Consider the following 15,314-nt stretch of genomic DNA (forward strand, 5'->3'; position numbering starts at 1 on the left):
GTGTGGTTTTTTATTGGAAACAGACTTCCGGTGCGGCCAACTCCGGGTTACCCGGTGTGCCGCCCCTGAATTCATCGATGATTTCCTGCGGTGGTCGCGGACGACTGAAATAGAACCCCTGAATCTGGTTGCATCCGTTGTTGCGCAGGAATTCAAATTGCTCGCGGGTCTCGACCCCCTCGGCAATGACCGCCAGGCCGAGTTTGGAGCTGATCGCAATGATGGCTTGGGTGATCGCCACATCGTTGGCGTCCCGCGGCAAATCGCGGATGAAGCTCCGATCGATCTTGAGCTTGTCCAATGGCAGGCGCTTCAGGTAATTCAGGCTGGAATAGCCGGTACCGAAATCGTCGATCGAGACCTTGATGCCGATCCGGCGCAAATCGCTCAGGACTTCCAGTGCGCGGTCGGTATCACGCATCAGCACGCTCTCGGTGATTTCCAGTTCCAGCAATGCCGGCGGCAAGGCGTGGCGACGCAAGGCGGCCGACACGGTGGCGGACAAACCGGCCTGGGTGATCTGCAAGGCCGACAAATTGACGGCCACGACCAGGGGGCCGCACCCGGCGGCCAGCCAGGCCGCATTCTGCCGGCACGCTTCGTCGAGAACCCACTCGCCGATACTGACGATCAAACCGGTCTCTTCCGCGATCGGGATGAAACTGGCCGGGGAAATCAGGCCCTGCTGCGGATGGCGCCAACGCAGCAAGGCTTCGACGCCAAGCATGCGCCCATCACCGGCATCGTATTGCGGCTGGTAATCGAGGAACAATTCCCGCCTGGCCAGGGCCTGCCGCAAATCGTGTTCAAGGCGCAACCGTTCGCCGATGACACTGTTCATTTCCGCCTCGAAGAAGCGATAGCTGTCGCGCCCGACGGCCTTGGCGGCGTGCAATGCTGTGTCGGCGTTCTTGAGCAGCGCCTCGACATCGTCGCCATCCTCCGGATAGATGCTGATGCCGATGCAGGCGGACAGCGCGATGTCGTGGCCGTCAAGGAGCAGCGGGCGACGGATGCTGGCCAGCAGGCGCTCGGCAATCAGGGCGACCATCGAGACGTTGCCGCAATCGTTGATCAGGATGGCGAATTCGTCGCCACTTTGCCGGCTGACCGTGTCTTTCTCCTGAACGGACTCCTTCAGACGCCCTGCCACTTCGAACAGGATGCGATCGCCGACGCCCGGGCCGAGCGTGTCGTTGAGCCCCTTGAAATGGTCGAGATCGAGCAGCAACAGGGCAATCAGGGTGTTGCGGCTGCGCCCCTCGGCCACCGCATGCGCCATGGTCGATTGCAGCGCAAGGCGGTTGGGCAGGGTGGTCAGGGTATCGTGGCCGAGCAGGAAGAGGATGCGATCCGCCGCTTCCTGGCGCTCGGTCACGTCGCGCGCAAAGCCGGCCACCCCCGAGATGTCGCCCGACTTGTCGTGCAGCGGGGTCAATTCGTATTCGTAGTGGCGCATCGTGCCGCCTGCCGTCGGGTGGCTGCCCTCGGCCTGAATCGCCTCGCCCGAGGCCAGGATCTGTTCATCCCGTGCGCTGAAGATGGCGGCCATCCTGGCCGGCCAGACATCGTAGACTTTCTTGCCGATCACCTCGGCGCGCGATTTTCCGCAGAACCGCAGATAAGCCGCGTTGACGGCGACGAAGACACCATTCCGGTCACGCAGCCAGGCCGGATCGGGCACGCTATCGAGCAGCTCCCGGGCCTGATGCTCGGCATCGTCAAAGGCCTGCGACAGGGCCGACGCGATCGTGCATGCCTGGTTGTAATTGCGCGACCAGAAATAAAGCAGAACGACCAGGAGCAGCATCAGGAAGAAGATACTGATGCCGTAGGCCAGAATCTTCTCCCGCCAGGTTTTCAGGGCTTCATCGCGACTCGAGATGACGATGATGTCGAAGGGGTAATCGCCGACGGCCTCCCGGCTGAACAGCTTGCCATCGTCCGTTTCGAGCGCTGGCAGATCTTCGTAAGCCTGGCCGAGCGCTGCCGGCTCCAGCGCCGTATGGGCGACGACCCGTCTCTGACGGTCGAGCATGATGATCTCTTCTGCCGCCGGCCGGTTGATCCCGGCAAACAGGCGGCTGAAATCCTCGGCGTTGATGGCGGCCTGCACATGGCCGGCGAAGGAGCCATCCGGATTGTTCAGGCGACGGCTCAGGGTGATCACCCAGTTGCTGGTGATCCGGGCAAAGATCGGCTCCGAAAATACCAGGCCGCTCTTGGGATCGCTCTGGTGCTGGCGGAAATACGCGCGGTCGGAAATGTCGACCTGGGGCAGCGACCCCGAGGCATCGAAGCGGAAGCGGCCGGTCGCATCGACGATACGCAGGCTTTGCGACTCCGGAATGGTATCGAGCAGCGCCTTCAGTTCGGCATTGGCCGCTGCCCCCGGCAAAGCCGAAAAACGTGGGTAATCGCGTGCGACCAGGCGAAGAACCACGTCGATCTTGGCAAAGGTCTGGGCAATCTGCCGGTTCAGCACATAGGCCGTCCCGTCCAGGCCGGCTTGCGACTGAGCCAGGGCGCTTTCGCGCGTCTGGCCAAAAATGACCGTCAGCAAGCTGGCCAGAACCAGCAGACTGGCTGCCGCCGCAACGACAAAGACCAGTCGGCGTGAGGAGAATCCTTCCTGTTCGCTCACATTTCCCCCGCCGGCACGATCGCCTGGTAATTGACGACCGGTTCGGCTGCGTGCCACGCCCGTTCAACGGTGCTCTCATCGCTATCGCACACTTGGTTGCGGCCACGCCGCTTGGCGACATACATGCGCTGGTCGGCAGTTTCAACCAGCTTTCGCCAGTCTTGGCAGTTGTCGGCCTTGATTTCTGCCAGCCCGATGCTCGCCGTTACCGGCTCCCGGTCCGGGCGCCACCCAAAGCCCCCCTGGCGCAGGCGGGCCAGGGCAACACCCGCTTGCTGGTGGTCGGTATTGGGCAGGATCAGGACGAACTCCTCCCCCCCCCAGCGAACCAGCATGTCACCCCGCCGCAGATGCTTGGCGATGGTCGATGCCGCTGCCTTCAACACGCTGTCGCCGGCCTCATGGCCGAAGCTGTCGTTGATGCTCTTGAAGTGATCGAGATCGATGAAGGCCAGACTGAGCGCTGCGTTGCTGCGCTGGGCGATGGTGAATTGCAGATCCAGGGTTTCCTCGCCGCTGCGCCGGGAGAAGACGCCGGTCAGGGGATCACGGATGGCCTGGCGGACCAGGGCGATCATGAAGGCCAACTGACTGATGCCAGCCAGCGCCGACACCCCGGTGATCAGCGCCAGCAACCAGAAGGCACCGGCAAACGTCGGCCAGTCCATCACCCCCCAGTTCAACACGCCGGCCAGGAACTGGGCGAGCAGGATGGGCGCAGCGAACAGAGCGCTTTCGATCAGGCTGAGCGGAAAGATCGACAGACCGGCCAGCAGGACGAAGGGCAGGAAGGCGTAGCCCGTGGCAATGGCCGCCGACATCCCGGCCAGCGAGTAACCGATGAGCAATTGATGCGAGGCAACGTAGAACACGGTCGGGATGGCGAACAGCAAGGCCATTGCCCGATAGGCATTGCCCAGACTGCCGGAAGGCCGGTAGTGCACGACGACGAGAATGAAGGCGATGCAGGCCGAGAAACGCAGCGCCGCCAGTGCGAACCAGAGCGGCAGGGGAAAGACGAAGTAATCGATGATCGCCCAGAGCGGCGTCAGGACGGCGAACAGGAATGCAAACAGGCGAACCCGATTGACGATCATCGTCGCCCGCCGTTGTGCCAGCAGGGAGAAATGACGGGTTGGCAAAAGCAGCCAGCTGAACTCCGAGGAATTCAACTCATCCGGCACCAGCCCCTTCAGCCGAGCCCAAAAAATGCCCGCAAGCCTCCCCATAACCCCCTCCGCAAAAAAATAATTATCATTTTTTATCGTTATGACGCTTATGTTATTTATTCATTAACACCACAAACAACGCGGTAAATTACTGAAACAACCCATGCGCCTACTTGATAATTATCAATTGTTAAGCTGTATGTTGCAATGTGAAAAACAGGCCACAAGCTAATCTATTGAATAAAATCAAAAAAACGCAAAAATACACCCCGTGACCAAATTGAATCTTCATATAGCAACCGGGATCTTCGTTACATTTAACACTTTGAATGATTTTTTTGTATCACCCCATTACCCGAAGATCGCTGTTGCTCCGCCGCAGCACAGCACCGCACCGCACCGCGATGCGAACTATAATCATCCGCTATGGCTCAACTTGAACTGAACGGCGTCTATCAGCGCTATGGCCGGCAGACTGTCGTTGCCGGCGTGAATTTCCAGCTTTCGGCTGGCAGCATCGCCTGCCTACTCGGCCCCTCCGGCTGCGGCAAGACCACGCTGCTGCGCTGTATCGCCGGCTTCGAAGAAATTGCCGACGGTGAAATTCGCCTGCATGACGAAGTTGTCAGCCGGGCCGGCCACTGCACGCCCCCGGAAAAACGCCGGATCGGCATGGTCTTCCAGGATTACGCGCTGTTTCCGCACCTGACGGTTGAACAGAACGTTGCCTTCGGCCTCGGCCGCAAACCGGACGAGGCGGCCTGGCGGCGCGTCCGGCAGTTGCTGGCGACGGTCGGCCTGCACGGCCAGGGCGACAAGTACCCACACGAGTTGTCCGGTGGTCAGCAGCAGCGCGTTGCGCTGGCGCGCGCCCTGGCGCCGCGGCCGGAACTGATCCTGCTCGACGAACCCTTCTCCAACCTCGACGTCGGGCTGCGCGAAAGGCTGTCGGTCGAGGTACGCGAAATCCTCAAGCGGGAGGGATCGACGGCGATCATGGTCACCCACGACCAGAACGAAGCCTTCGCCATGGCCGACGAAATCGGTGTCATGTACGACGGCCGCATCCAGCAATGGGACGTGCCGTACAACCTCTATCACCGGCCGGCCAATCGCTTCGTTGCCGACTTCATCGGGCAGGGTGTCCTGCTGCCAGGCGTCGTCGCCGGCGGCACGCAGGTCGAGATGGAACTCGGCACGCTGGTGTCCGACATTCCCGTCGAATGCAGCGAAACCTGCACCGATTGCGCCGACGGCTGTGCCGTCGATGTCCTGCTCCGCCCGGACGACGTCGTCCATGACGACCGCAGCCCGCTGCAGGCGGAAGTGCTGCACAAGGCCTTTCGTGGCGCCGAGATCCTGTACACCCTGCGCCTGACGAGCGGCGCCGAAGTGCTGTCGCTGGTGCCGTCGCACCACAACCACGCCCTGGGCGAGAAAATCGGCATCCGGCTCGATGCCGACCACGTCATCGCCTTCAAGAAATCTCCCCAATCCGCTGCCGCGTGATTCCCTACCTCGGCCCGCTCGACCCCTTCCCGCCCGTCGCCTCGGCGCGTGAAGACATGGGCGGCCTCGTCGCCATCGGCGGCAACCTGGCGCCGGACCGCATCCTGACTGCCTACCGGGGTGGCATCTTCCCCTGGGGGACGGTCGATGGCCTGCCCCTGTGGTACAGCCCCGATCCGCGCATGGTGCTCTTTCCCGAGGAGTTCCGACTCACCCGTTCGCTGGCCAAAACCGTACGTTCCGGAAAATTCACGGTGCGCTTCGACAGCGATTTTCGCGGCGTGATCGCCCGTTGCGCCGCAACCCCACGTCCCGGTCAGAACGGCACCTGGATCACCAACGCCATGCATGATGCCTACGTCCGCCTGCATGAACTCGGCTGGGCGCACTCGGTCGAAACCTACGCAGCGGGCGAACTGGTCGGTGGTTTGTATGGACTGGCCATCGGACGCATGTTCTATGGCGAATCGATGTTCGCCCACCGGACGGACGCATCGAAGGTCGCCTTCGCCCACCTCGTGCGTTATCTTGTCGCCAACCAATTCGGGATGATCGATTGCCAGATGTACACCGACCACCTCGCCTCGCTCGGCGGGCGCGAAATTCCCCGTGCTGACTTCATCGAGCGCCTGACGACGCTGATCGCCAGCGGCAGTCCCCGTTCGACCTGGACGACCGACCCGCTCGCCCCCTTGAGGTAGTAGCCATGGCCCAGCCGGACGACGCCGACCTGCCCTACTCGCTGCTGCTCTACTACGCCACCTCGCCCTACCCGTGCAGTTACCTGCCCGACCGCGAGGCCCGCTCGCAGGTCGCCACGCCAGCCCACCTGATCGACAGCGAAATCTACAGTTCGCTGGTGCGCGCCGGCTTCCGGCGAAGCGGCATCTTCACTTACCGGCCGTACTGCGACCATTGCCGGGCCTGTGTCCCGGTCCGCCTACCGGTCGCCGAACTGGCGCCCAACCGCAGCCAACGGCGCGCCTTCCGCCACCATGCCGGGCTGCGCGCCAGCGAACGGCCGCTGGTCTATGTCGAGGAGCATTACGCGCTCTACAACCGCTACCAGCAGTCACGCCATCCGGGCGGCGGCATGGACGAGGACAGCCATGAGCAATATGCCCAGTTCCTGCTGCAAAGCCATGTCGACACCCGCCTGGTCGAGTTCCGCGACGGCGATCAACTGCGCATGGTCAGCCTGATCGACGTTCTCGACGACGGCCTGTCCTCGGTCTACACCTTCTACGACCCCGCCGTGCCCAACGCCAGCTTCGGCACCTACAACATCCTCTGGCAGGCCGAACAGGCCCGAACCCTGGACCTGCCCTACCTCTACCTCGGCTACTGGATTGCCGAGAGCCCGAAAATGGCCTACAAGGCCCGATTCCACCCGATCGAAGGCCTCATCGACGGGCGCTGGATACCGCTCAACCCCTCCGAAAACGCATGAAACCCCTCTACCTGCTTCCCCTTCTCGCCGCCCTGACGGCTCACGCTGCCGAGGAACGCCTGCCCTACACCTGCGACAACGGCAGCCGCATCGACATCTCATTCGCCACCGACGCCGACGGCCGCCCCCAGGCGACGCTGCATTTCGCCGACGAGGCATTCGCCCTGCCGCAGGTTCCGGCCGCCTCCGGCACGCTCTACCGCCAAGGGGAAATCCGTCTGCACACCAAGGGAGACGACGCCCTCTTCGAAGACGGCAAGGGCAACCTGCGTCGCTGCGCGCGCGGCACCACGCCGCCGGCCAGCAGTACCCCATCGCCGGCCGCCAGCAGCTTCATTCAGGTCGGCGGCAGCGTCAGCTACCTCTCCCGCATCGCCCTGCCCCCCGACGCCATCCTGACCATCCGCGTCCTCGACATCGCCCGGGCCGGCGCCCCGGCCCGCGTACTGGCCGAACAGCGCTACGAACTGAACGGCGCCCAGGTGCCCATTCCCTTCTCGACCACCCTCGATCGCGACCTGATCGGCAAGAAGGCCCGCCTGTCGGTCCAGGCCCGCATCGAGCACCGCGGCAAGCTGCGCTTCGTCAGCGACAAGACCTATCCGCCGCTCAAGGATGGCCAGCCGGTTCCCGTGGACATCGTGCTCAAGCCCGCCGGCCGTGCCGCACGCTGACCCGATGCGGCCTGTTCCCCTCGATTTTTTTCCGGGAACCAACCGGCAGATTCCGACCATTCGCCACCACCGGAAGGACCTTCATGGACACGCGCTATCTTGACGACCTCGCGCCCGGCCAGCGCTTCACCTCGCCCGGCCTGACCCTCAGCGAAGCGGAAATCATCGATTTCGCCTGGCGCTACGACCCGCAGCCCTTTCACCTTGATGCCACCGCCGCGCTCGGCTCACCCTATGGCGGCCTGATCGCCAGCGGCTTCCAGAGCCTGGCCATCTGCTTCCGGCTGTTCATCCAGTCCGGTGTGCTGGCCGAGTCGAGCATGGGTTCGCCGGGCATCGACGAACTGCGCTGGCTGGCGCCGGTCCGCCCGGGCGACACGCTGCACAGCGAAATCGAGGTACTGGAGGTACGCCCGTCCAGTTCCCGGCCCGATCGCGGCATCGCCCGCCTGAAATATCAGGCCGTCAATCAACGCGGCGAAACGGTGCTGACTTTCATCGTCAACCACCTGCTCCGCCGCCGTCCGGGCTGAATCCGCATTCAGGCATTCGGCCGCTGCTCGAAACCCTGGTAGTCGCCCTCGCCGAGGGCGACATGCACCCGCGCCACGCGGGCATGCGTCGGACCGCGCTGGGCCCAGGCCAGCAAGGCGAGCACGGCCGTTTCATCGCCCTGCGCCATGGCCTCGACCATGCCGTTGCCCAGATTGCGCACCCAGCCATTCACGCCCAGCAAGCGCGCCTGCTCGGCCATCGACCAGCGATAACCGACCCCCTGCACCCGCCCTTCAATCAACATGTGCCGCACGATGCGCTTCATTACCTGCTTTCCCCATCCTTTTCGGGCCACCAGACGACTGCCCGCATTCCAAATTTATACAATGAAATCATTATATTAGCGAAAGGCGAAACTGCGACAGATCAAGGATTGTCGAATACACTGTCGAAACAATAACGTCCCCGATCATAAAGGCTGCCCCATGAAAAAACTGATCACGCTCCTTCTTGCCTCTCTCCTTGCCCTGCCCACCTTCGGCCAGACCATCAGCCACGACAAGCCGATCCACGACGCCGCGCGCAGCGGTACCGGCCAGGATGTGCAAAAGTTGCTCAAGGCCGACCCCAAGCAGCGCGACGTGCGCACCGACCTCGGCTCCACGCCGCTGCATCTTGCCGCCATGAATCCCGACACCAGCGCCCTGAAGGCCCTGATCGCCGCCAAGGCCGACCCCAATGCCCGCGACAACGAAGGCGCGACGCCCCTGCACATGGCGGCCTACGCCAGCCGGGCCGAACATGTCCGCCTGCTGCTCGAAGCCGGGGCCGACCCGCAGGCCAAGACCGACAACGGTCGTGATGCCGGCTCAATGGCGCGCAAGGTCAAGGCCGATGAAACAGCCGGTGTGCTGGCGCTGTGGGTGCTCAAGGGCTGCAAGGCGGGCAAGCCATGCTGAAGCGCCTGCTGCCGCTGCTCGCCGCGCTGGTGGTCAACACGGCCAGCGCCCAGCCACTGCCCGTCATCGAGGTCTATACGCCGACCGTCTGCCTGGCCTGCATCGAATGGGCCGAGCATCTGCGCCAGAATGGCTTTACCGTGAAGGTGACGCAGACCGACAACATGGATGCGGTGAAGCGCCGCCTCAAAGTGCCGAAGGATCTCGAAGCCGTCCCCAGCGCCACGGTCGCCGGCTATTTCATCGAAGGCCACGTGCACGCCGACCAGATCAAGGAATTGCTGACCGAGAAGCCGAAAGCCCTCGGCCTGGCCGTGCCGGGCCTGCCGCTTGGCGCACCCGGCCGCGAATTTTCCAGCCCGACCTGCGAAACGGCCTGCACCATGCTCGACAAGGACAGCACCGCGACGCCCCGCGTGCGCCGCGAGTTCTACGAAACCCTGCTGGTCAAGAAAGACGGCAAGACCTCGATCTACGCCCGCCACTGATCCGGCAACGGATCAGGGCAGCAGGAAGTCCCGATACATCGCCTCGGCCCAGGCGGCATCCTCGCCGCTCGGGTTGGGGTTGCGCGCCTGCTTGACCGTCTGAACCAGGAAGCCGTCGCCCCGGTCGCGGTAGCTGGTATCGATACGCACGCTTTCCAGCGGCTCGACGCTGGTCGTCACATGGCAGACGCTCTCCGGTAGGAGCGGCGCCGCGGCCTGGCCGGTGGCCTGGGCCGCGATCTGGCGAGCCACCGCCTGTCCCATACGATTGGCCACCTGCCCGGTTTTCGGGAAATAGCCGAACTGCGGCGACACCAGGCCAATCGCATCGCCGATCACGAACACCCGACCATCGGCCGCACTGCGGAAATCGATCGCTCCGGCGGCCGCCCAGCCGCTCGGCTTGCCGCCTTCCTCCGGACGGATCAAACCGGCCTGCCAGAGCAGGTCGGCCGCCTGTTGCGGCGGACACAGCAAGGCCTCGTCGAAGCGGATGTCGTCGATCTCGGTACTGACCGTCCTGCGCTCCGGGTCGATGCGCCGCACCTTGGCGTGATCAAGGTAGATGACCTGATCCTTGTAGCGGTCGAGCAGAATGTTGCGAAAGGCCGGCATGATCGGATTGGGGTCGGCGATGATCAGCTTGCCCGGAATCTTCTGCGTCTTCAGCCACCAGGCGATGAACAGCGCCCGCTCGTAGGGCGCCGGGGGGCAACGATAAGGCGCCGGCGGAATGGTCAGCAGCAGGTCGCCGCCCTTGAAATTGGCCAGGCGCTGCTTGAGCCCGGGCAGGTCAGTTGCCGACAGCATGGCGCCGGAATAGCGGCGGCGCAACTCGGCGGCAGCCGCTACATCATCCACCTGCCAGGCCGCCCAGTTCTCGCGGATGCCGGGTGCCAGCACCAGCCAGTCGTACGGCAGCTCGCCGGCATTGCTTGCCACGCTGCGCCGCGCCAGGTCGATGCTGCCGACCTCGGCCTGCACGAAACGGTAGCCGAAGCTGCGGGCCAGCCTGGTGTAATCGTGACGCGCCCAGGGCGCCGCGCCCGGCTCGACCAGCCAGCGGTTGCTCAGCGCGAAGGACAGGAAGGCCGGCTGGCGGTCGACCAGGGTGACTTCCAAATCGGGTACGAGTTGCCGCAGGTGGCGGGCCGCCGCCAGTCCGCCCCAGCCGCCGCCGACGATGACGACACGGCGATTGGCGGCAAAGGCGGGGTGGAGCAACGGCAAGAGGCCGGCGGCGATGATGAAATGGCGACGATTGGTCATTGGTAACGTAAGGCCTCGATCGGGTCCAGGCGGGCGGCCTTGCGGGCCGGGTACCAGCCGAAGAAGATGCCGACACCGGCCGCCACGGCAAAGGCGATCAGCGCGGCACTGCCGGAGATGACGACGACCATGCCGGTCAGCGCATTGACGGCCAGCGCGATGCCGAGGCCGAGAATCAGGCCGAGCAGGCAACCGGCAAAGGAAATCATCACCGCTTCGAGCAGGAACTGGCTGAGGATGTCCTTCTGGCGAGCGCCGATAGCCATGCGGATGCCGATTTCCCGGGTCCGTTCGGTGACCGAGACGAGCATGATATTCATGATGCCGATGCCGCCGACGAGCAGCGAAATGGAGGCGATGGCGCCGAGCAGGATGGACATCGTGCGCGTCGTCTCGGCTTCCGACTCAGCCGCCGCCGACAGGTTGCGCATGAAGAAATCGTCCGGCATGCCCTCGCGCAGGCGATGCCGCTGGCGGAGCAGGCTGCTGACGCTGTCCATGACGCGCGGCATGTTCTCGGCGGTATCGGCCTGCACCATGATCATCCGTACCGAGCCCAGAAAGGGCGTGCCGAACACCTTGCGCTGCGCGGTGCTCAAGGGAATGATCACCGTATCGTCCTGGTCGCGGCCATCGAGGCTCTGCCCCTTGCTGCCGAGCACCCCGACGACGATGAAGGGGTTCTGCTGGATGCGCATCGTCTTGCCGACCGGATCGTCGTCGCCGAACAAGTTTTCCGCCACCGTTTTGCCGATGATCGCCACCCGCGTCGCCGAACGCACGTCCGAGTCGCCGAAGCCGGCACCGCTGACGATGGTCCACGCCCGGGCCTCGAGATAGTCCGGCGTCGTACCGATGATCTGCGAACTCCAGTTCTGCGAGCCATAGACCAGTTGCCGGGTGCCCTGGTGCGTCGGCGCCACGTTGGTCACGCCATCGAGTTCGGCGATCGCCTCGGCATCGGCGACATTGAGGGTGGGCGCGCCGGCCGACCCGCTGCGCACGCCGGAGGTGGTGAAGGAGCCGGACAGGACGATGAACAGGTTGGAGCCCATCGTGCTGATCGTCTGTTGCACGGCATACTGCGCCCCCTGGCCGATGGCCAGCATGATGACCACAGCGCCGACGCCGATCACCATGCCGAGCATGGTCAGCGCCGTGCGCAGGCGGTTGGCGCCCATCGCCAGCCAGGCTTCGCCGAGCATCGGGTGAATCATGCGCCCCCCTCCCCGGTTAGCCGATCGCTGACGATCTGCCCGTCGAGAAAACGCACCTGCCGCTTGCAATGGGCGGCAATGTCCGGCTCATGGGTAACCAGCACGATGGTGATGCCCTCGTCGTTCAAGGCCTCGAACAGGCGCATGATTTCCTCGCTGGTGTGGCTGTCGAGGTTGCCGGTCGGCTCGTCGGCCAGAATCAGGCGCGGCCGGTTGACCAGCGCCCGGGCAATCGCCACGCGCTGTTGCTGACCGCCGGAAATGCGGTTCGGCAGCGATTCGGCGTATTGGCCGAGACCGACCTTGGCCAGCAAGGCGCGCGCCCGCTCGCGCCGCGTCTCGCGGTCGACGCCGGCATAGACCAGCGGCAGCGCCACGTTGTCCTGCAGGCTCATGCGCGGCAGCAGGTTGAACCCCTGAAAGACGAAGCCGAGCGTCCGGTTACGCAACAGCGCCAGCGCATCCCGGTCCATCTGCGCAACATTCTTCCCGGCCAGGAAATAGTCGCCGACCGTCGGCGTATCGAGACAGCCGAGCAGGTTCATGAAAGTCGACTTGCCCGAACCGGACGGCCCCATGATGGCGATGAACTCGCCCGGGCGAACCTCCAGGTCAACGCCTTTCAGCGCCGGAAAGAGCCCCGCCGCCGTCTCGTAGGATTTGCCGAGGCCGGCGACGCGAATGACCGCCGCGTTGTCCATTGCCGGCATCAGAACATCCGCATGCCGACCGACGACGGCTTCTTGTCGCTACCGGCATTCTCGCCGGTCACCACACGGTCGCCCGCCTTCAGTTCGCCGCCGACGATTTCCGTATTGCGATTGTCGGTAATGCCCAATTGCACGCTGACCGGCTTGATCTCCTCCCCGGACAGCACATAGACGGTGCCGCTCTGGCCATCGCGCTTCTTGCCCTTGCCGGCACCCGGCGCCCCCCCCGGCCCCATGCCGGTCATGCCGGCACCCATGCCCGGCGCCATACCGCCCGGCTGGCCATTGCCCGGCCCATTGCCGGCTTTCTTCTCCGCCGCATCGGCCGGCTTGTAGCGCAGCGCGGCATTCGGCACCAGCAGTACGCCCTCGCGTTTCTGCACGCCGATATTGACGTAGGCCGTCATGCCCGGCAGCAGCAGGTGGTCGGGATTGGCGACGTTGATGCGCACGTTGTAGGTGACGACGTTTTGCGTATTGGTCGGGTTCAGGCGGATTTGCTGCACGTCGCCGACGAAGCTGCGGTTCGGAAAGGCGTCGACCGTGAAACGCGCCTTCTGGCCTTCCCGGATATTGCCGATGTCGGCTTCGGCGAAACTGGTATCGATGCGCATCTCCGACAGATCCTGAGCGATCTTGATCAGCGTCGGCGTCTGGAAGCTGGCCGCCACCGTCTGGCCGATATCGACCACCCGGTCGATCACCACGCCATCGACCGGCGAACGGATCACCGTGAAATTGACGTTGGCCCGGTCGCGCTCGTTCTGCGCCCGGGCCAGCGCCAGTTGCGCCCGGGCCGACTTGAGGGACTGCATGGCTTGGTCGTATTCCTGGCGGGAGACGTATTCTTGGGCGAACAGCTGCTTGATGCGCGCCTCATTGGCCTGTGCCAGATCGAGCGCCGCCTGCGCGTTGACCACGTTGGCCGCACTCTGCCGCTCGCTGGCCGAGACCAGCGCATCGTCCAGTTCGAGCAGCGGCTGGCCCTTCTTCACCTTGTCGTTGAAATCGACGAACAGCTTGCGCACGGTGCCGGATACCTGGGTGCCGACGCTGATCAGCACTACCGGGTTGAGCGTGCCGTTGGCCGACACGGTTTGCGTCACCTCGCCCTGCTCCACGACGACCAGCTTGTAGCGCTGCTCCGGAGCGAGTGCCGCCCGCTGCTTGGCATACCAGATGCCGCCGCCGACCAGGCCGGCGACGAGGGCTGCGCCGATCAATATCTTGCCAATAGGTTTCATGGTCTTCCTTCCGCTGCCGCTTGCAGCAGCGTGTAATCGAGCGCGCCAACCGACTGGGCCAGGGTGGCGCGATAGACGTTCCAGTCGAGCTGCGCCTGGATGCGTTGCAGACGGGCGCTGGCCAGGGCCGCCTGGGCCGACAGCACATCGAGGATGGTGCCGACGCCGGCCTTGTAGCGCCCCAGGGCAACGCGCTCCGACTGCTCGGCGCTGGCCACCAGATCAGCGGTTGTCTGCAGGCTTTGCGTTGCCGTCGTCAGGCTCTGGTAGGCCTTCCAGACATCAAGCGCCACCTGGCTGCGCAGGCGGTCGCGCTGCGCCGCACGGACCTCGGCCTGGGCGGCGGCGGAACGCACACGGTAAGTCGTCTCGAAGCCGGAAAAGATCGGTACGTTGAGGGTCAGGCCGATACTGCCGCCCTGCTGCGTCACACCGGCCGATTCCTGCCAGGTCGGGCCGGCGCCGAGTGAAATCGTCGGCCGGCCCTGGGCCCGGGCCAATTCGACACTGGCTTCGGCCGCCTTGAGCTGCGCCTCGGCCGCCCGCAAATCGGGGCGCCGCGCCTGTGCTTCGGCAATCAGCCCATCGACCTCCTTCTGAAAGGCGGCCGTGGCCGGCACGGCCGGCAAATCGGCCAGCACGATGCGCTGCTGCGCCGCGAAACCGAGCGCGTTGGCCAGCGTGCCCAGCGCATTGCGGGCTTCGCCCTCGGCCTTGATGCGGTTCAGTGTCGCCTGAGACAGCGCCGTCTGCGCCTGCAGACGATCGGCCGGCGTCGCCACGCCGACCTGATAACGCGCCGCGGCTGCCTGGAAGCTTTCCTGCGCCGAGCGTTCGGCCTGCAGGGCCGAGGCCACGGCCGCCCGGGTCGCCTGGGCAGCATAGTAGGCCTGCAGGGCATTGAGGAAGAGGGTCTGCACCGTGACATCCTGCGTCGCCGCCGCCGCGCCGAGCAATTGCTGCGCGCTCTCGACACTGGCCGAACGCTGGCCAAAATCGTAAAGCAGCCAGGAAAGCGTGATGGCTGCCGAATCCCGGGTGTAGGCTGAATTCTGATAGTCGAAGCGGGTCGTCCCCGCCGAACCGGACAAGGTCGGCAGCCAGCCCGCCCGTGCCACACCAACCTGCGCTGCCTGCGCCCGCGCTGCCGCCCAGACCTCGCGGGTCTGCGGGTGGTTGCACAGCATCAGGTCAACAGCGTCGACGGCGGTCAGCGGAGTGTCCGGCAAGGTCGTCGCACAGGGTGCTTCGCCCACCCGCGCCAGCAGGCGGGGCGACGGCTTCAGGGGCTGCAGTTCCGCCGTGGCCAGGGGATCGTCCAGACTGCCGGCCCAGGCGGGCAGCGCCAGCAGGGCAATGAGGGAAAATCGGCCTAAATTTCGCATGGCCGGAAGTTTAGCCTCGCCGTTCACAAAAAGTTGTTACTGATTGTTTAGCGCCCGCCCCCTGGCAACGCCCACCCAGTGGCAAGCGCCGTGTTTTTTCA

Annotated in this window: 15 protein-coding genes; 7 read left to right on the top strand and 8 right to left on the bottom strand. The window is 64.6% G+C overall.

What is annotated here, in order from left to right; all coding sequences use genetic code 11:
* Positions 1-10: 10 nt before the first annotated feature.
* Together K420_RS19370 and K420_RS19375 are read right to left on the bottom strand one after the other, a co-directional pair.
* Complete coding sequence (locus K420_RS19370; protein ID WP_051453209.1) at positions 11-2,644, bottom strand: bifunctional diguanylate cyclase/phosphodiesterase; 2,634 nt, start codon at positions 2,642-2,644, stop codon at positions 11-13.
* Positions 2,641-3,786: a GGDEF domain-containing protein gene (locus tag K420_RS19375; protein WP_232422806.1), complete on the bottom strand. Its 1,146-nt coding sequence runs from the start codon at positions 3,784-3,786 to the stop codon at positions 2,641-2,643. Before K420_RS19375 ends, K420_RS19370 begins: the two co-directional genes overlap by 4 nt.
* A gap of 453 nt (positions 3,787-4,239) precedes the next feature.
* Between K420_RS19375 and K420_RS0116430 the strand changes: the two genes are divergently transcribed.
* The 5 genes from K420_RS0116430 to K420_RS0116450 all read left to right on the top strand — a co-directional run bounded on the left by K420_RS0116430 (position 4,240) and on the right by K420_RS0116450 (position 7,979).
* Positions 4,240-5,322 (top strand): ABC transporter ATP-binding protein, encoded by a 1,083-nt coding sequence (locus tag K420_RS0116430; RefSeq protein ID WP_027459005.1) that lies wholly within the window; start codon positions 4,240-4,242, stop codon positions 5,320-5,322.
* Entirely contained in the window at positions 5,319-6,023 is a 705-nt protein-coding gene (aat, locus tag K420_RS0116435; RefSeq protein WP_027459006.1) for a leucyl/phenylalanyl-tRNA--protein transferase, read from the top strand. Before K420_RS0116430 ends, aat begins: the two co-directional genes overlap by 4 nt.
* A gap of 5 nt (positions 6,024-6,028) precedes the next feature.
* The gene (locus K420_RS0116440) at positions 6,029-6,772 is read left to right on the top strand and encodes an arginyltransferase (RefSeq protein ID WP_027459007.1); all 744 of its coding nucleotides are present in this window, start codon (positions 6,029-6,031) and stop codon (positions 6,770-6,772) included.
* On the top strand, positions 6,769-7,446 hold the full coding sequence (locus K420_RS19895; RefSeq protein ID WP_051453211.1) for a YbaY family lipoprotein: 678 nt from the start codon (positions 6,769-6,771) through the stop codon (positions 7,444-7,446). The genes K420_RS0116440 and K420_RS19895 overlap by 4 nt, the downstream gene beginning before the upstream one ends.
* An 83-nt stretch (positions 7,447-7,529) precedes the next feature.
* Entirely contained in the window at positions 7,530-7,979 is a 450-nt protein-coding gene (locus K420_RS0116450; RefSeq protein ID WP_027459009.1) for a MaoC family dehydratase, read from the top strand.
* 8 nt (positions 7,980-7,987) lie between these two features.
* Here K420_RS0116450 and K420_RS0116455 read toward each other — a convergent pair whose 3' ends face one another.
* Positions 7,988-8,266: an acylphosphatase gene (locus K420_RS0116455; protein ID WP_027459010.1), complete on the bottom strand. Its 279-nt coding sequence runs from the start codon at positions 8,264-8,266 to the stop codon at positions 7,988-7,990.
* A 160-nt stretch (positions 8,267-8,426) separates the two neighbouring features.
* On the opposite strand from K420_RS0116455, the gene K420_RS0116460 reads away from it, so the two are divergent.
* Both K420_RS0116460 and K420_RS0116465 read left to right on the top strand, forming a co-directional pair.
* On the top strand, positions 8,427-8,900 hold the full coding sequence (locus K420_RS0116460; RefSeq protein ID WP_027459011.1) for an ankyrin repeat domain-containing protein: 474 nt from the start codon (positions 8,427-8,429) through the stop codon (positions 8,898-8,900).
* Positions 8,894-9,388, top strand: coding sequence for a DUF411 domain-containing protein (locus K420_RS0116465; protein WP_027459012.1), 495 nt, complete (start codon positions 8,894-8,896; stop codon positions 9,386-9,388). The genes K420_RS0116460 and K420_RS0116465 overlap by 7 nt, the downstream gene beginning before the upstream one ends.
* A 12-nt stretch (positions 9,389-9,400) precedes the next feature.
* On the opposite strand, the gene K420_RS0116470 is transcribed toward K420_RS0116465, so the two are convergent.
* Genes K420_RS0116470 through K420_RS0116490 form a run of 5 tightly spaced genes read right to left on the bottom strand, consistent with a single transcriptional unit; the run spans position 9,401 to position 15,213 of the window.
* The gene (locus K420_RS0116470; RefSeq protein ID WP_027459013.1) at positions 9,401-10,657 is read right to left on the bottom strand and encodes an FAD-dependent oxidoreductase; all 1,257 of its coding nucleotides are present in this window, start codon (positions 10,655-10,657) and stop codon (positions 9,401-9,403) included.
* On the bottom strand, positions 10,654-11,874 hold the full coding sequence (locus K420_RS0116475) for an ABC transporter permease (protein ID WP_027459014.1): 1,221 nt from the start codon (positions 11,872-11,874) through the stop codon (positions 10,654-10,656). Before K420_RS0116475 ends, K420_RS0116470 begins: the two co-directional genes overlap by 4 nt.
* Complete coding sequence (locus tag K420_RS0116480; RefSeq protein WP_027459015.1) at positions 11,871-12,584, bottom strand: ABC transporter ATP-binding protein; 714 nt, start codon at positions 12,582-12,584, stop codon at positions 11,871-11,873. The genes K420_RS0116475 and K420_RS0116480 overlap by 4 nt, the downstream gene beginning before the upstream one ends.
* Positions 12,584-13,828: an efflux RND transporter periplasmic adaptor subunit gene (locus K420_RS0116485; protein ID WP_027459016.1), complete on the bottom strand. Its 1,245-nt coding sequence runs from the start codon at positions 13,826-13,828 to the stop codon at positions 12,584-12,586. Before K420_RS0116485 ends, K420_RS0116480 begins: the two co-directional genes overlap by 1 nt.
* A complete protein-coding gene (locus K420_RS0116490) occupies positions 13,825-15,213 on the bottom strand; it encodes a TolC family protein (RefSeq protein WP_027459017.1) in 1,389 nt (462 codons plus the stop codon). Before K420_RS0116490 ends, K420_RS0116485 begins: the two co-directional genes overlap by 4 nt.
* Positions 15,214-15,314 lie beyond the last annotated feature (101 nt).

It is taken from the genome of Dechloromonas agitata is5 (genome assembly GCF_000519045.1).
GTDB lineage: Bacteria > Pseudomonadota > Gammaproteobacteria > Burkholderiales > Rhodocyclaceae > Azonexus > Azonexus agitatus.